This window comes from Actinokineospora lacus, assembly GCF_053813445.1.
On record NZ_JBQERA010000015.1, the window covers coordinates 44,758 to 70,033 of the forward strand.

At 74.7% G+C, this 25,276-nt stretch carries 10 protein-coding genes; 8 read left to right on the top strand and 2 right to left on the bottom strand.

Annotated features, from left to right (window positions below; all coding sequences use genetic code 11):
* Window positions 1-29 precede the first annotated feature (29 nt).
* Both ACTG9Q_RS29055 and ACTG9Q_RS29060 read right to left on the bottom strand, forming a co-directional pair.
* Window positions 30-1,235, bottom strand: a complete 1,206-nt coding sequence (locus ACTG9Q_RS29055; RefSeq protein ID WP_455576115.1) for a putative glycoside hydrolase family 15 protein — start codon at window positions 1,233-1,235, stop codon at window positions 30-32.
* Window positions 1,232-2,653, bottom strand: coding sequence for an exopolysaccharide biosynthesis polyprenyl glycosylphosphotransferase (locus ACTG9Q_RS29060; RefSeq protein WP_455576116.1), 1,422 nt, complete (start codon window positions 2,651-2,653; stop codon window positions 1,232-1,234). Before ACTG9Q_RS29060 ends, ACTG9Q_RS29055 begins: the two co-directional genes overlap by 4 nt.
* A 385-nt stretch (window positions 2,654-3,038) precedes the next feature.
* Between ACTG9Q_RS29060 and ACTG9Q_RS29065 the strand changes: the two genes are divergently transcribed.
* The 8 genes from ACTG9Q_RS29065 to ACTG9Q_RS29100 all read left to right on the top strand — a co-directional run bounded on the left by ACTG9Q_RS29065 (window position 3,039) and on the right by ACTG9Q_RS29100 (window position 25,264).
* The gene (locus ACTG9Q_RS29065; RefSeq protein WP_455576117.1) at window positions 3,039-3,830 is read left to right on the top strand and encodes a glycosyltransferase; all 792 of its coding nucleotides are present in this window, start codon (window positions 3,039-3,041) and stop codon (window positions 3,828-3,830) included.
* Between the two features lie 7 nt (window positions 3,831-3,837).
* The gene (locus tag ACTG9Q_RS29070) at window positions 3,838-5,133 is read left to right on the top strand and encodes an NAD(P)/FAD-dependent oxidoreductase (RefSeq protein ID WP_455576118.1); all 1,296 of its coding nucleotides are present in this window, start codon (window positions 3,838-3,840) and stop codon (window positions 5,131-5,133) included.
* Window positions 5,134-5,530: 397 nt separating this feature from the next.
* A complete protein-coding gene (locus ACTG9Q_RS29075; RefSeq protein ID WP_455576119.1) occupies window positions 5,531-8,719 on the top strand; it encodes a BTAD domain-containing putative transcriptional regulator in 3,189 nt (1,062 codons plus the stop codon).
* Window positions 8,720-8,994: 275 nt separating this feature from the next.
* Window positions 8,995-9,738, top strand: coding sequence for a thioesterase II family protein (locus tag ACTG9Q_RS29080; protein WP_455576120.1), 744 nt, complete (start codon window positions 8,995-8,997; stop codon window positions 9,736-9,738).
* Window positions 9,735-12,986: a non-ribosomal peptide synthetase gene (locus tag ACTG9Q_RS29085; protein WP_455576121.1), complete on the top strand. Its 3,252-nt coding sequence runs from the start codon at window positions 9,735-9,737 to the stop codon at window positions 12,984-12,986. The genes ACTG9Q_RS29080 and ACTG9Q_RS29085 overlap by 4 nt, the downstream gene beginning before the upstream one ends.
* Window positions 12,987-13,000: 14 nt before the next feature.
* Entirely contained in the window at window positions 13,001-16,240 is a 3,240-nt protein-coding gene (locus ACTG9Q_RS29090; RefSeq protein ID WP_455576122.1) for a non-ribosomal peptide synthetase, read from the top strand.
* A gap of 1 nt (window position 16,241) precedes the next feature.
* Window positions 16,242-19,268 (top strand): type I polyketide synthase, encoded by a 3,027-nt coding sequence (locus ACTG9Q_RS29095; RefSeq protein ID WP_455576123.1) that lies wholly within the window; start codon window positions 16,242-16,244, stop codon window positions 19,266-19,268.
* The gene (locus ACTG9Q_RS29100) at window positions 19,265-25,264 is read left to right on the top strand and encodes a condensation domain-containing protein (RefSeq protein WP_455576124.1); all 6,000 of its coding nucleotides are present in this window, start codon (window positions 19,265-19,267) and stop codon (window positions 25,262-25,264) included. Before ACTG9Q_RS29095 ends, ACTG9Q_RS29100 begins: the two co-directional genes overlap by 4 nt.
* Window positions 25,265-25,276 lie beyond the last annotated feature (12 nt).

Sequence of the window (25,276 nt, forward strand, 5' to 3'; positions counted from 1 at the left end):
AGGACCCGACTGATCAGGACCCGACTTGATCAGGACTCTGGCTTGATCAGGACGGCGCCGTCGGCGTTCTCCAGCGTCACCTCGGTCACCGGCGTGCCGTCGAGCGTCGTGAGGCCCGCGGGCGGGATCACCGTCACCGGCACCCCGGTCGGGTTGACCGCCACCCAGCCCTTGGTGAACGGCCGCGTCCACACGCCGTCCGGCCGCTGGAGCGCGACGTCGGTGGCCTCGCCGAGGTCGGTGTCCTGCAGCGGTGACCACTCCGGGTGGAGGTAGGTGTCGGTGGTGGCCGGGGTCCAGCACGACATCGGCCCGGCCAGCAGCGCGGCGCTGGCGTAGCCCGCGCGCTCCTGTTTCGGTTCGGTGACTCGGGTGAGCAGCAGCAGCCACGACTCACCGAGCGCGGCCTGGGCGCGCAGTTCCTTCCACGCGTTGCCCCGGAACGTCAGGAGTTCGCCGTCGCCCTCGTCGCGGAAGCCGAAGATCTCCTCCATGGCCCCGCCGAACCGCTCGTGCGCCGTCCACCGGCCGGGGACCAGCCGGGATTCGGACAGGTTCGGGATCAGCAGCTTGTCCTTCTTCCGCAGCGCCTCACCCGCCTCGGTCAGCAGGCTGTCGAGCCCCTCGCGCAGCAGGCGGTCCGTCTCGGCCGCGTTCTCCGTGCCCTCGATGACGGCCTGGGAGTAGAACCGCAGGGTGTTGAAGTCGTTGTCGGCCAGCACGCCGTCCCAGCCCTGCTCGACGACTTCCTTGGTGACGGCGTCGGTCCAGGCCTGCTGGTAGGCCGGGTCCCACACGGCCATCTGCCAGTGCTTGGGGTAGCCCCGCCACTCGATGCGCGCGCCCGCGGTGTCCACCGCGAACCACCTCGGGTTCTGCCGCTGCGCGGCGTTGTAGCCGATCCCCGAGGGCAGCCACTGCCCGTCCTGGTCGCCGACCACCGCGCCCGGGTAGTTGCGGGTGCTGGCCAGGTCTTTGTAGACGAGCACGGTGATCTCGGGGTTGAGCTGGTGCAGCCGCTTCATCGCCGGGATTTCCTGCGCGTTGAGGACCACCACCCGGTAGCGGTTGGCGGCCTTCTCCAGCTCGGTGTCGGTGGGGGAGTCGCCGATGGCGTACCACCACGCGCACGGGGGCAGGGGTTTCGGCGGGGTCGTCGCGGTGCTGTGCGCGCAGGACACCTGCAGCAGCAGGATGGCCACCAGGGTGAGCCTGCCGACCACGCGGAACCTCATCGCCTGCCACCGCGGACGAGTTCGCCGATGGTCAGCAGGAGGATGCGCAGGTCCAGCCAGAGCGACCAGTTGGCGATGTAGTAATTGTCATAGCGGGCCCGGTCGGCGATCGAGGTGTCGCCGCGCAGCCCGTGCACCTGCGCCAGCCCGGTCAGGCCCGTCGGCACGCGGTGCCGCGCCCAGTACAGCTCGTGGGTCGCGGAGAACTCGCGCACGAACCCGGGCCGCTCCGGCCGCGGGCCGACGAAGGACATGTCGCCGCGCACGATGTTCCACAGCTGCGGCAGCTCGTCCAGGGAGGTGCGCCGCAGGAACCGCCCGACTCGGCCGACCCGCGGGTCAGCGGCCACCGACCAGCAGGTCTGCTCGTCGTTCACGCCGCCGGGCCGCAGGCTGCGCAGCTTGTAGAGGTGGAACGTGCGGCCGTCCATGCCCACCCTGAGCTGGCGGAAGAACACCGGCCTGCCGCTCTCCAGCAGCACCGCGAGCGCGCCCACCGCGATCACCGGCGCGAGCGCGAGCAGCGCCAGCAGCGCGACCACGCGGTCGATCACCAGCTTGAGCCGCCAGCTCGGCCGCATCGTGGGCGTGTTCCGCAGCCGCACCAGCGGGAAGCTGCGAATCCGGTCGATGTCCGGGCCGTCCTGGTACAGCTCGTGCATGCGCGGCACGATCATCGTGGTGCAGCCCGTGCGGTGCGCGGTGACCGCCGCGCTGGCGACGAGCGCGTCGGGGGCGTGGGAGAAGGCGAGGACGACGATGCCGACGCGCAAGCGTTTGATCGCCGAGGCGAGGTCGTCCTCGATCAGGCCGACCGGCAGGGACGCGGGCTGCGGGTGCGGGGTCGGGTCGACGAACCCGAGCGGCCGCAGCCCGAACTCGGGGTGGTCGAGCATGGCGTCGACCAGGCAGACGCCGACCGAGCCCGCGCCGACGACGATCGAGCGCTCACACCGCCCCAGCCGCCGCCGGGCCCACCGGCCGAAGGCGAAGACGAGGAGCCGGGCGGTCTCGGAGGCGACGGTGAACACGAGGAGGGCCCGCTGGGCGGGGGCGAGCACCGAGTCGGCCCCGGCGACCAGGAGCGTCATCGTGATCAGTCCGAACGCGACAGCCGTGGCGCCCAGCGACCTGGGCAGCTCGGCGAGCCACGAGAGCCAGAGCCGCCTGCGGTAGAGCCGGGCGGCTGCCCGCACGCCCAGCAGGGTCGTGACGAAGACGGCGCTCCACAGCAAGGGAAACCCGCCCAGGCGCACCGCCGCGAGCCCGATGGCGATGTCGGTGGCGGTCAGCAGCACCGAGACGCCGTTGATCCGGGCCAGCGCGTCCTCGACCGCCGACACCGCGACCGCGGGCGCGGCGTGCCGCCGCGGGCCGGGCAGGGTGGCCAGCGGTTCGGTGGTGTCCAGGCTAGTCACGGGGTCCTTCCGATCACGCGTTCCGGACGCTGGCTTCGCGAAACCCCGAGGGCAGACAAGGACCTCGGGGAATCTCGACCGGGGAAGCATATCGAAAGGCGGGCAGCCGGAATCGGCGGAACAACGTCCACGATGGAGTTCGCTCGATGTGGTGATCGAGTCGAATTTCCTTTTGCCGAAAGGACTTTTGGGTGCTGTCAACGTGTGCGCGAGTGACATCGTCACCCGATCCGGTACATGACCATGCCGCTCCGCACATATTGGTCGTGATGCCGGATTCGGCGCACTCGCGGCGGGGGCGAGGATTCGCGCAGGACGCTGGCCTGCCCGCGGTACCTCTCGATCGCTGACGAATGGAGTGGCCTTGTCGCTTAAGGAAACCGCGGTGACAGCGGCGCCCGCACAGGCAGCCGACCGCGCGGAGGTGAGCGTCGTCGGGCACGTGGTGCTGCCCGCGTACAACGAGGCCGCGTCGCTCCCCGCGCTGCTCGACCGCATCGCCGCCGTCGCCAAGACCGAGCGGCTCGTGGTCTGGGTGGTCGACGACGGCTCCACCGACGGCACCGCGGACGTCACGCGCGAGGTCACCGGCCTCGACGTGCGCCTGGTGCGCCACCCGGTGAACCTGGGCCTGGGCCACGCGCTGCAGTCCGGCCTGCGGGCGGTGCTGGAGGTGGCCTCGCCTGACGACGTCGTGGTCGTGATGGACGCCGACGACACCCATGACCCGGCCCTGATCCACCGGCTGCGCGCGGCGATCGCCGACGGCGCGGACGTCGCCATCTGTTCGAGGTTCGTGGCGGGCGGCGACGACAGCACGGCCCCACCGCTGCGGCGGCTGCTGTCTCTCGGCGCGTCGACGCTGTTCCACCGCACCCTGCGGGTGGAGGGCGTCCGCGACTTCACCAGCGGCTTCCGCGCCTACCGGGTGAGCCTGCTCGCGCGGGCGAGCACGCACTGGGGCGAGCGGCTGATCGAGGAGCAGGGCTTCGCCTGTATGGTCGAACTCCTGCTGAAACTGCGGCACTGCCGACCGGTGATCACCGAGATCCCGCTGCGGCTGCACTACGACCGCAAGCAGGGCCCGAGCAAGCTGCGGTTGGGGCGGACCATCGCGCAGTACATGAAACTCCTGGCCCGCGACCGCCTTTCCCCTGCCCCGCGCAGGCCGCTCTGAGGACACTGTGGACACCCTCGCACCCCGGCACGTCGCCGTGCTCGGCGGCGGGATCTGCGGACTCGCCGCCGCGCACCGCCTCACCCGCGCCGGGGTCCAGGTCACGCTGCTGGAGGCGACCTCCCAGCTCGGCGGTCTCGGCACCTTCTTCTCCTGGGACGACCGGTGGGTCGAGCGCTTCTACCACTGCGTCATGCCCTCTGACGACCACCTGCTCGCCGTCCTGGGAGAACTCGGGCTGCGCGAGAGCGTGCGGTGGAACAAGACGTCGATGGGGATGGTCGTCGAGGGGGTGCGCTACCCGTTCAACTCGCCGCTCGACCTGCTCCGGTTCAGCGCGCTCGCGCTGCCCCACCGGGTCCGGCTCGGCCTCGGGTCGCTGCTGCTGCGCAGGCACGGGCTGCGCAGGGACCTGGACAACACCCGCACCGAGGACTGGCTCCGCGGCCTCTACGGCGACACGGTGTGGGACCGGGTCCTCGCGCCGATGTTCGGCTCCAAGTTCGGCCCGTCGTGCGGGAACGTCCCGGCGCTGTACCTGTGGCAGCGGCTCGGGCGCGAGAGCAACGTGGCCACCCGCGGGTACCCCGATGGCGGGTACCGGGCGATCATCGAGGCCCTGCGCGAGTCGATCGAGGCGCACGGCGGTGTCATCCGCACCTCGGCGCCGGTGCGGTCGCTGCGCCGCACCCGGCACGGGATGGCCGTGGGCCTGGGCGGTCACGACGTGTACGTCGACCAGGTGATCTCGACGATGCCCCTGGCGCAGCTGTCGCGGGTCGCCGACGCCGACCTCGGCGCCCGGCTGCCCGATCCCGGCCTGGACTACCAGGGCGTGGTCAACGTGCTGTTCTTCCTCCGCAGGCCGCTCACCGGCCACTACTGGACCCCGGTACTGCACTCGGAGACCGAGTTCGACGGCGTGATCGAGATGTCCGCGCTGGCCGGGACCGAGCGGTACGGCGGACACCACCTCGCCTACGTCATGCACTACACCGACCGCGAGTCCTCGCTGTTCAAGGAGGACGACGAGGACATCGCCGCGCGGTGGACCCAGCAGTTGCTGCGCCTGTACGCCGACCTGCCCCTCACCCCCGACGACATCGCCGCGGTCCGCGTGTTCCGGGCGCCGTTCGTGGAGCCGGTCTACCCCCTGGGCTATCTGGAGCGCCGCCCGCCGGTCGCCGTCGAGGGGGCGGCGCTGATGCTGGCGACGACCGCCCACGTGTACCCGGACGTGACCAGCTGGAACTCCAGCGTCCGGCTGGCGGAGGACGTCGTCGCGCGCCTGCTCGCCCGATGAGTGCGTGATCTTCCGATTTGCCCGATCGGTTGATACGCCATTCGAGTTGTCCCCGGGATCGAAAAACGAGTCATCCTCGCCGACGCTTCGTGACTGAATCAAGTGACGTTCAGTAGTAGTCAGGGCGCGTTTGTCCAGTTGACCCGGCGTATTGCGCTGACGGCGGGCGCAGCGGATGAGACCAAAAGGCCACTGTTCCTTGATCTGTTTAGTCGAACTGTGGGCGGGACTCTAACGCGGGCACGGGCCGCTGACGACTATGTGCTTGATGGGGGCCCAGTTGGTGATCGGTCCCCGTCGACGGGAGTTGCGACCACTCGGGGAGGAGTGACGTGCTTGTCGGCCGACAGTCGGGTCGTGGTCAGTGGGGCGGGTCGTCGTGAGCGGGATGGGGCCGGTGGGCGAGACGAGCGAGGATGATCAGGCGCGGTCGCGGTTACCGCAGCTGCCCGCGCGGCTGGTGGACCGGCCCGCGCTCACCCGGGTGCTCGACGACGCCGTCGCGCGGCACCGGCTCGTGGTGGTGGAGGCGGGCGCGGGCTGGGGGAAGACCACCGCGGTCGCCTCGTGGGCGATGCGCAGGCGGGCGTGCTGGTTCGGCGTCGGCGACGGCGAGGTCTCCGTCGCCCGGCTCTCCCGCGACCTGCTGCGGGCGCTGCGCCACCGGGTGCCGCGGCTGCCCGCCGAGCTGTTCACCACCGCCTACGGCGAGGGCGACGACACCACCGCGCGGGTCGAGGCGCTGGTGGCGCTCATCTGCGGCCTGCTCGACGCCCACCTCGACGAGCCGCTGACGCTCGTCGTCGACGACGTCGGCCTGCTCGCCCGCGGCGGCGATGGCGCCCGGCTGCTGGCGGGGCTGTGCGAGCGCAGTCCCGCGCTGCTGCACCTGGTGCTGCTCACCAACGACGCGCTGCCCTTCGCCCTCACGGGCGCGCCGCACCGGATCGACCCGGCCGACCTGGCCTTCAGCCGCGCGGAGATCGCCGCGCTCGCCGGGCCGGACGCCGCGGAGTCCATCTGGCCGCGCACCGCGGGCTGGCCCGCCGCGGTCCTGCTGCACCTGGCGGCGGGCGACCCGGAGCCGCCGCCCGCCCACGGCGGCCCGGTGCTGGCCGAGCTGGCCGCGCGGGTGCTGGCCCGCGAGCCCGAGCCCACCCGGGCCCTGCTGCGCGCGATAGCCACCCTCGGCCGCAGCAGCGCCGCCCTGGTCGCCGCCCTCGGCCATCCCGACGCCGCGCTGCCCGAGCTGGCCCGCCGCGGCCTGCTCGCCTGCGAGAACCGCGACGAGCCGTCGTGGACGGTGCCCGAGGCGATCCGCGACCTGCTCACCGCGGGCCAGGACCCGGCCGCCGCCGCCGAGCTGCACCGGCGGGCCGCGGTGTTCCGCGAGCGGGAAGGCGACTACGCCGAGGCCCTGCTGCACCTGATGGCGGCGGGCCGCTGGGACGAGGTCGCCCGGCTCCTGCTCACCCGCGACGAGCAGATCATCGCCGCGGGCCACGCGGGCGCGGTGCTGGCGGCGCTGGAGAAGCTGCCCGCCGAGGACAGCGCCGACCCCCGCATGTTCCTGGTGTGGGGCTACGCCAAGCAGCACCAGGGCGACTGGCTGGCCGCCCTGCACTTCTACCGCCGCGCCGTGGGGACCGGCCCGGTGCGGGCGGGCCTGGCCTGGCGGATGGGCCACCTCTACGACCTGACCGGGCAGGCCGAGCAGGGCCTGGAGCTGTTCCGCCGCACCACCTTCGACCGCGTGCCCAGCCTGGGCGAGGTCCGGATGCTGTTCCTGGCGGCGCGCTGGTTCCGCGAGCGCGGCGACCACGTCGAGGCCCGGCGGCTGGCCGTGCGCTGCGCCAACGCCGCCCAGCGCTGCGGCACGCACGCCGCGCAGGCGTGGGGCAACCGGGCGCTGGCTCTGCTCGCGGCCTACGACGGCGACCGGGTGACCGCCGAGATGCACTACGACCGCGCCCTGGACTACGCCCGGCGCGGCGGCGTCGGCCTGCTCGAGGTCAACATCCGGGCCGAGCGGGCCTGGTTCCTGGCCGAGGAGGCCGACCCGGCCGAGGCGCTGGCCGAGATCGACGACGTGCTGGCGCTGGGCCGCGCCGCCGGGCGGACCGGGTACGAGCCGTTCTGCCTGAGCGTGCGGGCCAGGGCGGCGGCCAAGCTCGGCAGGCTCGACGACGCCCTCGCCGACGCCACGCAGAGCCAGGCCCTGTGCAGCGGGATGGGCGCGTCCCGCGAGGTCGTCTACAACCTCGTCGTCCTCGGCGACGTGCACCGCAGGCGCGGTGAGCCCGGCCAGGCGCAGGCGTTCCTCGACGAGGCGCTGTACCTGACCGGCTGCGCCGAGTCGCACCCGCTGCGGGTGCCCGCGCTGGCGACCCTGGCCCGGATCAGGGCCGCCGACGACCTGGCGAGCGCCATGGAACTGGCCGACCAGGCCGTCGACGGGGCCGAGCGGCTGCGGGTCTGGCGCTCGCAGGCGCTGCTGGCCCGCGGCTGGGTGAACCTGCTCGCGGGCGACCGCGAGTCCGCCCGCGCGGACGCGGCCGTGGCCAGGGCGCTGACCGGCAGCCGCCGCGACCGGCCCGGCCTGGCCGACGCGCTGCAACTGGCCGCGGTGGCGGCGTCCTGCCCCAAGACCGAGATCGCGCTGCTCGAGGAGGCGGGCGCCCTGTGGCGGGTGGTCGGCGACCCGGTCGGGGTCGCGGCGGCCCGGCTGGCCGTGGCCAGGGCGCGGGGTGACGACGGCGCCGAGGCCGACGCGGTGCTGCGCCGCCACGGGGTGCGCCCCGACGCGGGCATGGCCGACCTCCTCGGCATCGGCCTGCCCAGGGCGCCCCGGCTCGCGGTGCGCACCCTGGGCACCTTCCAGGTGCTGCGCGACGGCGTGCCGGTGCCCACCGCGGAGTGGCAGTCGAAGAAGGCCCGCGACCTGCTGAAAATCCTCATCGCGCACCGGGGGAGACCGGCGCCGCGGCACCGGCTGGTCGAGCTGCTGTGGCCGGACGACCTGTCCGACCGCACGCACAACCGGCTCTCGGTGCTGCTGTCCACCCTGCGCGCGGTGCTCGGCGGCGAGGCCGACGCCGTGGTCGCCGACCGGGACACCGTCTCGCTCGACCTGTCCATGGTGGAGGTCGACGTCGAGCGGTTCCTGCGGGCGGTGGCCGCGGCCCGCGCCGCCGACCGCCGCGACGACCCGGCCGCCCACGCGCTCTACACCGCGGCCGAGGAACTGCACCACGGCGAGTTCCTGACCGAGAACCTGTACGAGGACTGGGCGGTCCAGGTCCGAGAGGAGGTGCGCGAGGCGCACGCGGTGGTGCTGCGCGCCCTGGTGCGCCTGGTCCGCGACCCCGACCAGCGCATCGGCTACCTCGGCGGGCTGCTCGAGCAGGACTGCTACGACGAGGGCGCGCACCTGCGCCTGGTGCGGACCCTGTACGAGGCGGGCCGGTACGGGGAGGCCCGCCGCCGCTACGAGCTGTACCTGGAGCGGATGGCGGAGATCGGGGTGCAGACCTCCCCGGAAGGGCTGCCGCCGACGCTGCTCAGAATCCCCGACATGGCCCGTTAGATCCCTGACATGGCCCGCTAGCCGGAAAAGCGGAACGGCCCGCCGATGTGGGTGTCCACATCGGCGGGCCGTTCCGCTTTTCCGGCTAGCGGGCCTTCGGGTGCGGTTCAGGTTGCCTTAGCGCCGCTTTAGCGTGGGCCGGCTTTTCGGTGTGACCTGTCCTGTCGCGCGCGGATTTCTCGGTCCGAGCGGTATCGAAGGCCGCCATCACCTTTCCCAGAGGGCATCGGAAGAGCGGTTTCGTAGCTTTTGCCCTGCGACGAGGGAGGCGAACCGTGGGAACCAACTGGCTTTTCCGGCCGAGGCCGCGACCGGGCGCGGCACTGCGCCTGGTGTGCGTGCCCTACGCCGGGGGCGGCGCGGCGGCGGCGTACGGGGCGTGGGCCGAGCTGCTGGACGACAGCGTCGAGCTGGTGCTCGCCCAGCTGCCCGGCCGGGAGCGGCGCTTCGGCGAGCCCGCCCGCGCCGACATGGCCGCCGTCGCCGGACCGCTGGCCGAGGCCGTCGCCGCGCACCTGCGCCCACCGGTCGCCCTGTTCGGGCACAGCATGGGCGCGCTGGTCGCCTTCGAGACCGCCCGCGGGCTGCCCGAGGTGGAGCGGCTGCTCGTGTCCTCGTCGAAGGCGCCCGCGCTGCCGTTCGGGGACGCGCCGCACCGGCTCGACGACGCCGGGCTCACCGCCTGGGTCACCCGCCTCGGCGGCGCGCCCGCCGACCTGCTGGCGAACCAGGAGATGCTGGCGCTTCTGCTGCCCACGGTCCGCGCCGACCTGCGGCTGTGCTTCGACTACCTGGGCTCCACAAACTCCACTGTGGACTGTCCGGTGACCGCGTTCGGCGCGGTCGCCGACCCGCTGGCCGCACCTGCCGACGTCGCGGCGTGGGCCGCGCACACCACGGCCGGGTTCGACCTGGTCGAGCGGCCCGGCGGCCACTTCCACCTCAACCACGACCCGTCCCCGGTCATCGCGGCCGCGCACGACACCGCCCGCCGCGCCGTCAAGGAAGGTGCGCTGTGACAGTGCAAGGAACCCAGCAGGGCCGCGTCGAACAGGCCGCGGCGACCGCGGGCCAGGAGCAGGTGTGGTTCTTCGACCACCTCGTCCACGGCGCGACCGTCCACACCGTACCGGTGTACGTCGACATCACCGGACCGCTGGACACCGCCGCGCTCGCCACGGCGCTGACCTCGGTGGTGGCCCGGCACGAGCCGCTGCGGACCTCCTACACCAGCGGCCCCGGCGGCCTGGTCGCCCGGATCGCGGCCGACGCGGCCGTGGCCATCGAGGAGGTCGTCGACACCGCGGCGGTCCACGCCGAGCTGGCCCGCCCGATCGACATTGCCAGCGGCCTGCCACTGCGCGCGCTTCTGCTGCGCCACAACGAGAACAGCCACCGGTTGGTGCTGCTCATCCACCACATCGCCGTGGACGGCGCGTCCGTCGCGATCATCCAGGACGAGCTGCTGACCTGCTACCAGGCCGCCGTCGAGGGCCGCGAGCCCGCGCTGCCCGCGCTCTCCGGCCGCTACCGCGACGCCGTCCCCGCGCGGGACCACGCAGCCGCGGTGGAGCGCTGGCGCGGCGTGCTCGCCGACCTGCCCGACCCGATCGAGCTGCCGAACGCCCGCAGCAGGCCCGCCGTCGCGGACTTCGGCGCCGAGGCGCTGCCGCTGGTGGTGCCCGCGCCGCTGGCCGAGAAGGTCAGGACGCTGGCCCGCGCCAGGCGGTCCTCGCCGTTCATGGTGCTGCTGACGGCGTTCTCCGTGCTGCTGCACCGGGTGACCGGGGCCCGCGACCTGGTGGTCGGGACCCCGTCTGCGGGCCGGGACGACGCCGAGGACCTGGTCGGCTACTTCGTCAACATGCTGGCCCTGCGGCTGCGCCTGGACGGCGACCCGACGCCCGCCGAGGCGATGGACCGGGCCCGTGACGCGGTGATCACCGCCCTGGAGCTGCGGGACGCGCCGTTCCACCAGGTGGTGCGCGCCGTCGGCGCCGAGCGCGAGGTCGACCGGCACCCGGTCTTCCAGGTGGTGTTCGCCTGCCCGCCGCCGCTGGCCGGGCCGCGCGCCGCCGGAGGCTGCGAGTTCGCCTTCACCCAGGGCACCAGCCTGGAAGGGCTCTACGACCTCGAAGTGCAGCTGCCCGACTCCGGCGCGGGCGAGCTGCGCGGGTGGGTCAAGTTCCGCACCGCCCGGCACGGCCGCGCCGACATCGCCGAGCTGGCCGACCGCTTCCTGCTGGTGCTCGACCAGCTGACCGGGTCCGGCGAGCGGATGTCGAACCTGTCGCCGCTGCGCGCGGACGAGCGCGAGCACATCGTCACCGCGCTCAACGACAACGCCACCGCCTACCCGGCCGACGCCACCCTGGTCGAGCTGTTCGCCGACGCCGTCGCCCGGCACGCCGGTGACGTCGCCGTCGAGTACGGCGACCGCCGCCTCACCTACGCCGAGCTGGACCGGGCCGCGGAAAGCCTGGCGCAGCGCCTGATCCACGCGGGAGCCGCCGTCGGCGCCCCGGTGGGCATCCACCTGGAGCGCGGCCTGGACTGGGTGGTGGCCGCGCTGGCCGCGCTCAAGGCCGGGGCCGCGTACCTCCCGCTGGACCCGGACTACCCGGCCGACCGGCTCGCCACGCTGTGCGCCGACTCCGGGACCGCGGTCGTGATCGCCGACGGCCGTGCCCGGACCTCCCTCCCGGGCACGACCGTCGTCGACATCGCAGTTGCCGAGACGGTTCCATCAATGAGTCCACAGCGGACGTCCACTCCGGACGACCTGGCGTACGTCATGTACACCTCGGGTTCGACCGGCACGCCGAAGGGCGTGTGCGTGACCCACCGCAACGTGGCCCGGCTGGTGCTGGAGACCAGCTACGTCACCTTCGCCCCCGGCGACCGGGTGGCGCAGGCCAGCACCACCACCTTCGACGCGGCCACCTTCGAGCTGTGGGGCGCCCTGCTGACCGGCGGCCGACTGGTCGGGATGCCCAAGGACGTGGCCATCGACCCGACCCGACTCGGCCCGTGGCTGCGCGCCAACGAGATCGACACCCTGTTCCTCACCACGTCCCTGGCGATGCACGTCGCCAGGACCGCGCCCGAGGCCCTGGCCGGGCTGCGCCACTTCGTCTTCGGCGGGGAGCAGCCCGACACCGCCGCGGTCGCCGCGCTGGCCGCCCGCGCCGACCGGCCCGCGCACGTCGTCAACGGCTACGGCCCCACCGAGACCACCACCTTCGCGAGCTGGCACGAGTGCTCGGAGGTGCGCGCCGACGACGGCCGCGTCCCGATCGGGCGCCCGCTGAACAACACCCAGCTCTATGTCTTGGACGAGTACCTGGAGCCGGTCCCGGTCGGCGTGGTGGGGGAGCTGTGCGTCGGCGGCGACGGGGTCGCCCGCGGCTACGCGGGCCGCCCCGGGCTGACCGCGGAGAAGTTCGTCCCCGACCACCTCGGCGGCAGGTCCGGCGCCCGGCTCTACCGGACCGGCGACCTGGCCCGGCTGCGGCCTGACGGCGCGGTGGAGTACCTGGGCCGGGTCGACCGGCAGGTCAAGATCCGCGGGTTCCGCGTCGAGCCCGGCGAGGTCGAGGCCGCGCTGCTGGCCGCGGGCCCGGTGACCGCCGCGGTGGTGACCCCGAGGGTGGACGGCGGCGGCGACCCGGTGCTGGTCGGCTACGTCACCCCCGCGGACGTGGACACCGCGGCCCTCATGGCGCGGCTGCGCGCGGAGCTGCCCGCCTTCCTCGTGCCCGCCGCGCTGGTCGCGCTCGACGCCTTCCCGGTCACCCGCAACGGCAAGCTCGACCCGCGCGCCCTGCCCGAGCCCGGCCCGACCGCCGCCACCGCCGGCACCGCCGACGCCGAGCCGCGCACCCCGACCGAGCGCCGGGTGGCCGAGGTGTGGGCCGCGGTGCTGGGCACCGGCCCGGTCGGCCGCGACGCCAACTTCTTCGACCTGGGCGGCCACTCGCTCAAGGCGACCCGGCTGGTGTCGAGGATCGCCGGGGAGCTGCGGGTGGAGGTGCCGCTGCGGCTGCTGTTCGACCACCCCACCGTCGCCGGGCTGGCCGCCAAAGTGGACGCCGAGGTGGAGCGCCTCGGCGCCGCGCCCGCCACACCCGCGCCCGCCACACCCGCGCCCGCCACACCCGCGCCCGCCACACCCGCGCCCGCCACACCCGCGCTCACCGCGGGCGACCGCGCCGCCCTGTCCGTCGCCGACCTGATCGCCGGGCTCGACGAGCCCGCCGACGCCTGACCCGGAGACCACCCATGTCTGAGGTACTGAAGCGCCTGCGGGCGCTGACCCCCGAGCGCCGCGCCGCCTTCGCCGCGCGGATCGCGGAGCGGGGCGCGGAGTTCGACGTCCACCCGGTGTCCTCCGGGCAGCGCAGGCTCTGGCTGCTGGAGCAGCTGCACCCCGGCCGACCCGCGCACAACGTGCCGTACGCCTTCCGGCTGCGTGGCGGGCTCGACGTCACCGCGCTCGCCGAGGCCCTGCGCCTGCTCGGCACGCGGCACGAGTCGCTGCGCACGGTGTTCCTGGACCTGCGCGGCGAGCCCCGGCAGATGATCCTGCCCGAGCCGCCCTTCGCCCTGGAGACCGCCGGCGGGCCCGCCGACCCGCGCGCCCTGGCCGACGCCGAGGCCCGCACGCCGTTCGACCTGGCCACCGAGGCGCCCGTTCGCGCCCGCCTGGTCCGGCTCGGCGCCGACGACCACCTGCTGCTGGTCACCCTGCACCACATCGTCTGCGACGGCTGGAGCACCAAGCTCCTGTTCGCCGAGCTGGCCGCCGCCTATGAGTCGCTTGTGGACGGACAGGAACCGGACCTCGGCCCGGAGCCGCTGCGCTACCAGGACTTCAGCCGCTGGCAGACCGAGTGGTTGGCGGGCCCTGCGGGCGACGAGCTGCGCGCGCACTGGGTCGCCGCCCTCGACGGCGCGCCCCCGGTGCTGGAGCTGCCCACCGACCACGCCCGGCCCGCGGTGCTGTCCATGGCGGGCGGCATCCAGCGGTTCACCTGGCCCGGCGAGCTGGCCGAGCGGCTGGCGGCGTTCGCCCGCGCCGAGCGGGTCACCCCGTTCATGGTGCTGGTGGCCGCCTGGAACGTCCTGCTGCACCGCCGCACCGGGCAGACCGACCTGGTCGTCGGCACCAACGTGGCCAACCGGGGCCGGGAGGAGACCGAGGGCACCGTCGGCTTCTTCGTCAACACCCTGGCCCTGCGCACCCGGATCGACCCGGCCGCCGGGTTCCGGGCGCTGCTGGCGGCGGTGCGGGAGACCGTCCTGGCCGCCCAGGCCCACCAGGACCTGCCGTTCGAGGCCGTGGTCGACGCCGTCCGCCCGCCGCGCAGCACCGCCCACCACCCGGTGGTGCAGACGCTGGTCGGCGTGGAGGACAGCGAGTCCGACATCCTCACCCTGCCCGGCCTGGCCGTCGAGCGGGTGGAGTCGCACTCGGGGACCGCCAAGTGGGACCTCGAACTGGCGCTGACCGCCACCGCCGGGCGGATCGCCGGGTCGCTGGAGTACGACAGCGCGCTCTACGAGCCCGCCACCGCCCAGGCGCTGCTCGGGAACCTGCGGACCCTGCTCACCGCGGGCATCGCCGACCCGGAGCGGCCCGTCGACCGGCTCCCGATCCTCACCGACGCCGAGCGCGAGCGCGTGCTGCGGACCTGGAACCCGCCGACGCGGGCCCGCCAGGCAGGCCGCCTGGTGCACGAGCTGGCCGAGGCCACCGCCGACCGCACCTCGGACGCCACGGCGCTGGTGTTCGAGTCGGGCGCCATGACCTACGCCGAGCTGGAGGCCCGCGCCAACCAGCTCGCCCACCACCTGCGCGCCGCGGGCGTCGGGCGGGGGAGCCTGGTCGGGATCTGCCTGCCCCGCTCGCTGGAACTGGTCGTCGCGATGCAGGGCGTGCTGAAGTCCGGCGCGGCCTACGTGCCGCTCGACCCGGTGCACCCGGCCCAGCGGATCGCCTACATGCTCGGCGACTCCGGCGCCCGGATCGTCCTCACCACCCCGGAGCTGGCGGGCACCCTGCCCGCCGACGTCCCCACCCTTTTCCTGACAGAGGTCTCCGGCCCCGCGCACCGTCCACAGCGGATCACCGAACCCGACGACCTGGCCTACGTGATCTACACCTCCGGCTCGACCGGCAAGCCCAAGGGCGTCATGGTCCCGCACGCCGGGGTCTGCAACCTCGTCGACGAACTGGTCCGGCTCGCGGGCATCACCGCGGCCGACCGGGTGCTGCAGTTCGCCTCCTTCGGCTTCGACGTCTCCGTCGCCGACATCATGTCCAGCCTCACCGCGGGCGCGACGCTCGTCCTGGCCGCCCGCGCGGACCTGCAGCCCGGCCCCGACCTGGCCCGCACCATCAACGACAACGGCGTCACCGTGGCCGGGCTGCCGCCGACCGTGCTGCGCCTGATGGACCCGGCCGCCGTGCCCGGCCTGCGGACCGTCATGGCGGGCGGGGAGGCGTGCCCGGCCGAGGTCGCCGCCCGCTGGGCGCCGGGCCGGGAGTTCACCAACATCTACGGCCCCACCGAGACCAGCATCTGGGTCACCTCGACCCCCTGCGACGGCACGGAGAACCCGCTGCCGATCGGCCACCCGGTCGCCGCGAACGAGTGCCACATCCTCGACGCGCACCTGGAGCCGGTGCCGGTGGGCGTGCCGGGGGAGCTGTGCGTCGGCGGGGTCGGGGTCGTCCGGGGCTACCTGGGCAAGCCCGCGCTGACCGCCGACCGGTTCGTGCCGGACCCGTTCAGCGGCCGCCCCGGCGCCCGGCTCTACCGCACCGGCGACCTGGCCCGGTTCCGGGCCGACGGGAGGATCGAGTTCCTGCGCCGGATGGACGACCAGGTCAAGGTGCGCGGCTACCGCGTCGAACTCGGTGAGGTCCAGGCCGCGATCGGCGCCTGCGACGGCGTGCGGGCCGCGGTCGTGGTGACCCGCGAGGACGTGCCCGGGGACGTGCGGCTGGTGGCCTACGTCGTCGCCGAGGACGGGCGGGCGGTGGACGCGGCCGCGCTGCGCGCCGCGCTGCGCCAGAGCCTGCCGGAGTACATGGTGCCCTCGGCGTTCGTGCCGGTGGACACCATTCCGCGCAACGCCAGCGGCAAGCTCGACCGCGCCGCCCTGCCCGCGCCCGAGGCCGCGGCGGGCGAGCGGGCGCTCGTCCCGGCGGGCACCCCGCTGGAGCGGGCGATCGTCGAGGTCTGGCGCGAGGTGCTGCGGGTCGAGCGCATCGGCGCCGACGACAACTTCTTCGACGTCGGCGGCAACTCCCTGCTGCTGGCCAAGACCCGCGCCCGGCTCGCCGAGACCCTCGGCCGCGACATCCCCGCGGTCACCCTGTTCACCTTCCCCACCGTTCACGCCCTCGCCGCGCACTTCGAGGGCGCCGACACCGCGATCGAGACCGGCCGCGACCTGGCCACGGGGCGCCGCGCCCTGCTGGCCCGCCGCGCCGCGTCGGCCCGGGAGGCATGAGATGAGCGAGCTGAGCGGACTGGAGATCGCCGTCGTCGGCCTGGCCGGGCGCTTCCCCGGAGCATCCACTGTGGATGAGTTCTGGCGGGCGGCGCTGGACGGGACCGTCGGGCTGCGGCGGTTCACCGACGAGGAGATGACCGCGGCGGGCGTTCCCGACGCGCTGCGGGCCGACCCCCGGCACGTGCCCGTCGGCGGCGCGCTCGACGGCGTGGCGCACTTCGACGCGCGGTTCTTCGGCTACAGCCCGCGCGACGCCGCCGTGCTCGACCCGCAGCACCGGCTGTTCCTGGAGTGCGCGTGGCACGCCCTCGAGCACGCCGGGCACCTCGGCGGCGGCGGCGTCACCGGGGTGTACGCCTCGGCGAGCTTCAACACCTACCTGCTGCGCAACCTGCTCGACAACCCGGCCGTGCCCGGCGGGCTCAGCGCCATGGACCTGATCCTGGCCAACGACAAGGACACCCTCGCCGGCCGGGTCGCCTACCACCTCGACCTGACCGGCCCGGCGATCACCGTGCAGACCGCCTGCTCGTCGTCGCTGGTGGCCGTGCACCTGGCCTGCCAGGCGCTGCTGAGCGGCGACTGCGACACCGCGGTGGCGGGCGGGGTGTCGGTGCGGCCGCCACTGCACGAGGGCTACCTGCACACCGAGGGCGGCATCCTGTCCCCGGACGGGCGCTGCCTGCCCTTCGACGCCGCCGCGGGTGGCGCGGTGGCGGGCAACGGCCTGGCCGCGGTCGTGCTGCGCCCGCTGGCCGCGGCGCTGGCCGACGGCGACACCGTCCACGCCGTCGTCAAGGGCACCGCGGTCAACAACGACGGCGCCGACAAGGTCGGCTTCACCGCGCCGAGCGTGGCGGGCCAGGCCCGGGTGATCAGGGCGGCGCACGAGGTGTCCGGTGTGGACTCGGCGACCATTGGGTACGTCGAGGCGCACGGCACCGGGACCGCCATGGGCGACCCGATCGAGGTCGCCGCCCTCACCCGCGCCTTCACCACCCCGCCCGCCGCGTGCGGCCTCGGCTCGGTGAAGGCGCAGATCGGGCACCTCGACGCCGCGGCCGGGATCGCCGGGTTCGTCAAGGCGGCGCTCGCGGTCCGCGACGGTGTGATCCCGCCCAGCCCGTACTTCGAGACCGCCAACCCGGAGACCGGCATCGACGCGGGCCCGTTCTTCCTCCCCACCGAGCCCGCCGGGTGGCCGGTCGACGGCCCGCGCCGGGCCGGGGTGAGCGGGTTCGCCATGGGCGGCACCAACGCGCACGCCGTGCTGGAGCAGCCGCCCACCCCCGTCCCGTCCGGGCAGGCCCGGCCGCGCCAGCTCCTGGTGCTCAGCGCGGCGACCGCCGACGCCCTCGCCGAGAGCCGGACCCGGCTGGCCACTGCCCTGCGCGCCCCGGACGCGCCCGACCTCGCCGACGCCGCGCACACCCTGCGCGTGGGCAGGCGCACCACGCTGCCGCACCGGATGGCGCTGGTGTGCGCCGACCGGGCCGAGGCCGCCGCCCTGCTCGACGGCACGGACGGTCCGGTGTGGACGAACGAGCAGCGCGAGCACCGGCGTGGCGTGGTCCTGCTGTTCCCCGGACAGGGCAGCCAGTACCCCGGCATGGCCCGCGACCTGTACGCCGCCGAGGCGGTGTTCCGCGCCGCCCTGGACGAGTGCGCCGAGCTGCTGCGCCCGCACTTGGACGTCGACCTGATCGCCCTGCTGCACGGCGAGCACACCGACCGCCTCGACCGCACCCGCTACACCCAGCCCGCCCTGTTCGCCGTGCAGCACTCCCTGGCGCGGCTGTGGGCGCACTGGGGTGTCACGCCCACGGCGATGCTCGGCCACAGCGTCGGCGAGTACACCGCCGCCTGCCTGGCGGGGGTGCTGTCCCTACCGGACGCGCTCGCCCTGGTCGCCGCCCGCGGCGCCCTGATGGACGCCCTGCCCGGCGGCTCGATGCTGGCCGTCCCGCTCGGCGCGGACGACCTGGAGCTCGACGGCGAGGTGTGCCTGGCCGCGGGCAACGCACCGGACATGTCCACCGTGGCCGGACCGGGCGCGGCGATCGAGCGGTTCGCCGCCCGGCTCGCCGAGGCGGGGGTCGCCGCCAAGCCGCTGCGCACCTCGCACGCGTTCCACTCGGCGATGATCGAGCCGATGCTGCCCGAGTTCGCCGAGCGGGTGGCCGGGGTGACCCTGTCCGCGCCCCGGATTCCCTTCGTCTCCAACGTGACCGGCCACTGGATCACCGCGGGCCAGGCCACCGACCCCGGCTACTGGGCGGGCCAGGCCCGGCAGGCGGTCCGGTTCAGCGACGGCCTGCGGACCCTGCTGGCCGACGGCCCCGCGCTGCTGCTGGAGACCGGCCCCGGCACGACCCTGGCGACGCTGGCCCGCAGGCACCGCCTCGCCGAGGGCGGCCACGCGGTGTTCTCCTCGCTGCGCCACCCGCGAGAAGACCGCCACGACCTCGACACCGTGCTGGCCGCGGCGGGCAGGCTGTGGGCGGCGGGCGCGCGGGTCGACCTGACCGCGCTGACCGCCGACGAGCGCCGCCACCGCGTCCCGCTGCCCGGCTACCCGTTCGCCCGCGACCGGCACTGGGTCGACATGCCCGGCGCCGCGCCCGTCGAGCAGCCCACGCGCGCGCCCGCGGTGGTCGTGGCCGCCGCCGCGCCCGACGACGAGCTGGCCGTGGTCACCGGGATCTGGCGGGAACTGCTCGGGGTCGACCGGATCGCCCCCGGCGACGACTTCTTCGAGCTGGGCGGGCACTCCCTGCTGGCCACCCAGATCCTGGCCAGGATCGGCGACGCCCTCGGCGTCACCCTCCCGGCGGGCGCGATCTTCACCGCGTCCACCCCCGCCCGCCTCGCCGAGCTGGCCAGGACCACCCGGCCCACCGAGACGGCCGACCCAGCCGAGTCGGCCGAGATCGCCCGGCTGCTCGCCGAGATCCGCGACATGTCACCGGAAACGCTGCGGGCCGAGCTGGACCGCGCACACGCCCAGGAGACCCCTCAGCCATGACCGACACCCAGCTGTCCGACCTCACCCCGGAGCAGCGCAGGCTCCTCGAGCTGCGGCTGCGCGAGCGCGCCGCCGACCAGCCGCTCTCCTTCACCCAGGAGCAGCTCTGGTTCCTCGACCGGCTCGACCCCGGCAACCCCGCCTACGCCATCGCCTTCGGCCTGCGCCTCACCGGCGCGCTCGACCGGTCCGCCCTGGCGCGGGCGCTGGCCGAGACCGTCCGCCGCCACCCCGCGCTGCGCACCTCGTTCACCGAGCGCGGCGGTGAGCTGCGCCAGCGCGTCCACGACACCGCGCCGCTGCCGCTGCCGGTCACCGACCTCACCGGCCTGCCCGCCGGAGAGCGCGAGGCCGCCGCCGAGCGAGTGGCCGCCGAGCACGCCCGCCACGGCTTCGACCTGTCCACCGCGCCGCTGGTCGCGGTCCGGCTGGTGGTTCTCGCCGAGCGCGAGCACCTGCTGCTGGTCGCCGCGCACCACATCGTGTTCGACGCCGCGTCCTCGGAGGTCTTCGGCCGCGACCTGGCCGCGCTGTACGGGGGCCAGGACCTCCCGGCGCCCACCACGTCCTTCGGCGCGCACGCGGCCGCCGAGCGGCGCAGGCTCACCGCCGCCACCCTCGGCGCGCACCTGGACTACTGGCGCGCCAAGCTCGCCGACTGCCCCACCAGCTCCACCCTGCCCACCGACCGGCCCCGCCCGGCGGTGCGGACCCACCGGGGCGGCAAACGCCGGATCACCGTCGGCGCCGAGCTGACCGCCGCCCTCGCCGAGCGGGCCCGCCGCACCGGGGTGACCCTCAACGCGCTGGTGCTGACCGCGTTCGCCGCGATGGTCCGGCAGGCGAGCGGCCAGGAGAGCGTCCTGCTGGGCATGCCGGTGGCGGGCAGGCCGCGCACCGAGCTGGAGCCGGTGGTCGGCTCCTTCGCGAACATGCTGGTGCTGCGGGTGGACGTGCCCGGCGAGGCGACCGTCACCGACGTGCTGCGCGGCACCCACCGCGCGATCAGCGAGGCGCACGCGCACCAGGACGCGCCGTACGCCCGCGTGGTCGAGGCGGTCGACCCGCCGCGCGACCCGAGCCGCAACCCGCTGTTCCAGGTCATGGTCAGCATCACCGACGCCCCGTCCGGGCCGCGCGCCGCCGGGGGAGTGGAGTTCCGCCCGGTCGAGGTCGACAGCGGGCTGACCGACTTCGACCTGTTCGTCGTGCTGTCCAGAGTGGACGGCGAGCTGCGCGGCGAGATCGGCTACAACGCCGACCTCTACTTCGACTCCACTGTGGACCGAATCGCCGAGCGGCTGCCCGAGGTGCTCGCCGCCATCGCCGACGGCCAAGACCGCGCCCTGGACGAGGCGCCCGCGCTGCGCAGGCACACCGTGTCGGTGGCCTCGACCTTCACCGCCGACCCGCTCCGCGACCCGATGGACACCCTCACCGGTGTCCTCGGCGTGCCGCTCGGCCTGGAACTGGCCCCGTACCAGCAGCTCGTGCAGCACCTGATCGGCGGCCCGTCCGGCAGCCTCGCCGACGTGGCGCTGGTGCGCTGGGAGGACTGGCTGCGCCACGCCGAGGCCACCCCGGCCGCCCTGGACGCCGCGTGGGCGGACTTCGCCGCCGCGATCCGCGCGCACCGCGCCCGCGCCGCCGTGCCGCTGCTGGTCGTGGTGTGCCCGGCCTCCCCGGCGTTCGCCGGGTGGGCGCCCGTGCTGGGCGGGCTCGACGACCGCCTGGCCGAGCTGGCCGACACCCTCGACGGCGTGCACCCGGTCTGGTTCGCCGACTGGGCCCGCGAGTACCCCGTGGGCACCCCGCACGACGCCCAGGCCGACAAGCTCGCCCACGTCCCGTACACCGCCGAGATGTTCGCCGCCCTGGCCACCCTGGTCACCGCCCGGCTGCACGACCTCGGCGCGGTGGCCGCCCACCCGGGCGCCCGTCCCGACCTGGCCCCGCCGGTCGCCCTCGCCGAGCGCGCCGCCCCCGCCAGGACCGCCACCGCCGCGCTGGACAGCCCGCCGGTCGCGCCGCGCAACCCCACCGAGGAGCGGCTGGCCGCGCTGTGGCGGCAGGTCCTCGGGCTCGACGAGGTCGGCGTCACGCACGACTTCTTCGCGCTGGGCGGGCACTCCCTGCTCGCCACCCAGCTGCTGTCCCGCGTGCACGCCGAGTTCGGCGCCGACGTCTCCCTGCACGCCCTGTTCGCCGCGCCCACCATCGCCGCCATCGCCGAGCTGGTCGCCGAGTCCGCCGAGCAGAGCGCGCATGAACTGGTCCCGGTACCCCGCGACGGCGGCCTCGGCCTGTCGGCCATCCAGCAGCGGCTGTGGGCGGTCGGGCAGCTCGACGGCGACCCCACCCGGCACAACACCACCGTCGCGGTGCTGCTGCGCGGGGACCTCGACGTCGAGGCGCTGCGCGCGGCGCTGGCCGCCGTGGTGGCCAGGCATGAGATCCTGCGCACCGGTTTCACCGAGGTCGACGGCGTCCCGGTGATGACCGTCCGCGAGCACGCCGACTGCTGGCTCCCGCCGCTGGACCTGCGCGGGCAGTCCGATGTGGACGAGCACATCCAGGCGCACACCGCCCACCACTACGACCTCGCCCGCGGCCCGCTGCTGCGGGTGCGGCTGCTGCGCACCGCCGAGGACGAGCACCACCTGCTCCTCGGGATGCACCACATCATCTGTGACAACAGCTCCTGGGGCGTGCTGCTCGCCGAGCTGTCCGCGGGCTACGCCGGGCGCGGCGCCGACCTGCCGCCGCTGCCCGTGCAGTTCGCCGACTACGCGGCCTGGCAGCGGGAGCTGCTGACCGAGTCGGCGATGGCCCCGCACGTGGCGTACTGGCGGGAGCGGCTCAGCGACGCCCCCGCCCTGTTCACCACCCGGCGCGGCCCGAACCGCACCGAGCGGGTCACCGCGCACGTCCCCGACACCGTCGCCACCGCCGTGCGCGGGCTCGCCATGGCCGAGGGGGTCACCCCGTTCACCGCGCTGCTCGCCGCCTACGCGCTGCTGCTGACCCGCCAGTCCGGCCAGTCCGACGTGACGCTGAGCGTGCCGCAGGCGGGCAGGCCCCGCCCGGAGCTGGAGCACCTGATCGGCTGCTTCACCGACCTGCTGCCGGTCCGGGTCGACCTGGCCGGGCGGCCCACCTTCCGGCAGGCCGTGCAGCGCGTGCACCGCGCGGTCGTCGCCGGGTACCAGCACCTCGACCTGCCGTTCTCCAGCCTGGTCGACGCCATGCGGCTGCCGAGGGGCAACGGCCGCCACCCGGTGTTCCAGTGCGCGTTCAACGTCGCCGACCTGCCCGAGGACGCCCTGAGCTGGCCCGGCCTCGACCTGGTCCCGGTGGACACCCCGGTCACCGCGCTGGACTTCGACCTGTTCCTCACCCTCACCGCGGAGGACGGCGGCCTGGCCGCGGTCATGGAGCACACCGCGGGCCTGTTCGACGACGCCCGCGCGGTGCTCGCCGAGTTCACCGGCCTGCTCGCCGACCTCTCCGCCCGCCCGGACGAGCCGGTCGCCGCCGAAACCACCACTGAAAGCACCACTGAAAGCACTACTGGGACCACCGCTGGGGCCACCGCCGAAACCAGCGCCGGGACCGCGGCGCTGGCGGTCGCGTCGTCGTTCGCGGTGGACTCCGCGCTGCCGGTGCTCGCCTGGTGGGGGGACAAGCTCGGGCTGCCCGCGGCGGCGGGGACCGCGCCGGCCGGGCAGATCCTGCGGCCCCTGCTCGCGCCGTTCGGCGGGCGCGAGATCGACGCCCTGGTGCTGCGCTGGGCCGACCTGCTGCCCGCCGACCCGAACCCGGGCGCGGTTGGGGAGTTCGAACGCGGCCTCACCCGGCTCTGCCGGGCGCTGCGCCGCAGGCGGGAGCGCACCGACGCGCCGCTGACCGTGCTCGTCGCGCCGTCCCCCGGCCTGGACCGCACCCCGTGGCCCGGCGTCTTCGGGCACGCCGCCGACCGCCTCGCGCGCCTGGCCACCGTGGTCGACCTCGGCGACGGCGACCCAGGGGTGCTGGTCGGCACCGCGCTGGCCCGGCTCCTGCACCGGCACGCCGCCGTCCCGGTGCGCACCGTGCTCGTCGACCCCGACCGGTTCCCCACGCCGGGGCACCTGGCCGCGTTCACCCACGCGCAGGCCCGCCTCGGCCGCCGCGTCACGACCTCGCCGAGCGCGGGGACCGGCAGCGCCGACGGGGTCCTGGCCATCGGCGTCGACGGCCACCGGCGGGCCGACCTGCCCGCCGAGCCCGCCGCGCTGGCGCACCTCTGGCCGCTCGACCCGCCCGGCGCGGGCGGCGACTACGCCATGCCCGCCGAACTGGCCGCCGAGATCGCCGGACTGCGCACCCCGGAGGACATCGCCGCCGCCATCGCGGGCGTCGGGACCGGCGCCGCGCGGCAGGCCCCGCGCACCGAGCGGGAGAAGGCGCTCGCCGCGATCTGGCAGGACGTGCTGCGGGTGCCCGAGGTCGGGGTCCACGACGACTTCTACGCCCTGGGCGGGGACTCGATGACCGCGATCCAGGTCGTCTGGCTGGCCACCCAGGCCGGGATCAAGCTCGTCCCCAGCCAACTCGCCGCCCGCCCCACCATCGCCCAGCTCTGCGCCGAGGACACCGCCGAGCAGGCCGCCACCGCCGAGCAGGGCCGCGTCGACGGGACCTTCCCGGCGACCGGCGCGCAGCTGTGGTTCTTCGAGGCCCTCGCCCCGAGCATGGCCGACCCCGCGCACTTCAACCACCCGTACTACCTGCGGCTGCGCAGGCCCGTCCCGGTGGCGCACCTGGCGAAGGCGGTCGGCGTCCTCGCCGAGCACCACGACGGGCTGCGGCTGCGCTTCCGCCGCGACTGCGCGGGCTGGCAGGCCGAGCACACCGCCCCCGAGACCGCCGTCCCCTTCCACAGCCACGACCTGTCCCACGTGCCCGCCGCCGAGCGCGAGCGGGCCGTCCTCGCCGTGCTCAACGAGCGCCACCCCCAGCTGAGCCTGGACGGCCCGCTGGCCCAGGTGCTCCACTTCGGACTCGGCGACGAGCCCGACCGGCTCATGGTGGTCTGCCACCACCTGGTCACCGACGGCGTCTCCCGCACCCTGATCCTGGAAGACCTCCAGACCCTGCTGCTGAAGCTGGAAGCGGGGGAGGAGCCCGAACTGCCCGCCAAGACCACCGCCTACCGCGACTGGGCGCGGCTGCTCGCCGACCACACCCGCGGCGAGGAGCTGCTGGCCGAGCTGCCCTTCTGGGAGGCGCAGCGCCCCGGCGCCGAGGACTTCCCCGTCGACCTGCCCGGCGACAACCGGTTCGGGGTCATGGACTCCCTGTCCCGCACCCTCGACGCCGACCTCACCCGGCGCTTGCGGGTCGCGGCGAAGACCGCCAGGGTCGGCATCCACGACCTGCTCGTGTGGGCGACCGTCGCGCTGGCCGCCGACCGCACGGGCAGTCCGGAGTGGACGATCGCCACCACCGGCCACGGCCGCGAGGCCCTGTTCGACGGCGTCGACCTCACCCGGACCATGGGCTGGTTCCAGGTGCTCTACCCGATCCGCGTCGCGCTGCCGCCGCGGACCGACGACATCACCGCGGTCAAGGCGGTCGCGCGGACGCTCAAGACCGTGCCTGCCAACGGAATCGGCTACAGCCTGCTCCGCCACGCCCACCCGGACCCGGCCGTCCGCGCCCGGCTGGACGCGCCGAACGTCCAGCTCACCGTCAACTTCGTCGGCACGTTCGGCTTCGACGACATCTCCGCGGCCGACGAGCTGTTCGACCTCTGCGCCGAGGACCTCGGCGTGCTCCAGGACCCCGCCACGCTGTGGCCGGGACGGCTCGACCTCGTCGGCGCCGAAGTCGGCGACGAGCTGCGCCTGGAGATGAACTTCGGCACCGAGGTCCACCGGCGGGAGACCGTCGAGGCGCTGCTCGCCGACATCGAGGGGCTGCTCCGGCGGCTCGTCACCGCCGCCAACTCGTAAAGGACACCAGGA

Excerpts from the sequence above, each read along its gene's own strand:
- ACTG9Q_RS29055 (WP_455576115.1), bottom strand. The coding sequence starts at position 1,235 with ATGAGGTTCCGCGTGGTCGGCAGGCTCACCCTGGTGGCCATCCTGCTG.
- ACTG9Q_RS29090 (WP_455576122.1), top strand. The coding sequence starts at position 13,001 with ATGTCTGAGGTACTGAAGCGCCTGCGGGCGCTGACCCCCGAGCGCCGC.
- ACTG9Q_RS29095 (WP_455576123.1), top strand. The coding sequence starts at position 16,242 with ATGAGCGAGCTGAGCGGACTGGAGATCGCCGTCGTCGGCCTGGCCGGG.
- ACTG9Q_RS29100 (WP_455576124.1), top strand. The coding sequence starts at position 19,265 with ATGACCGACACCCAGCTGTCCGACCTCACCCCGGAGCAGCGCAGGCTC.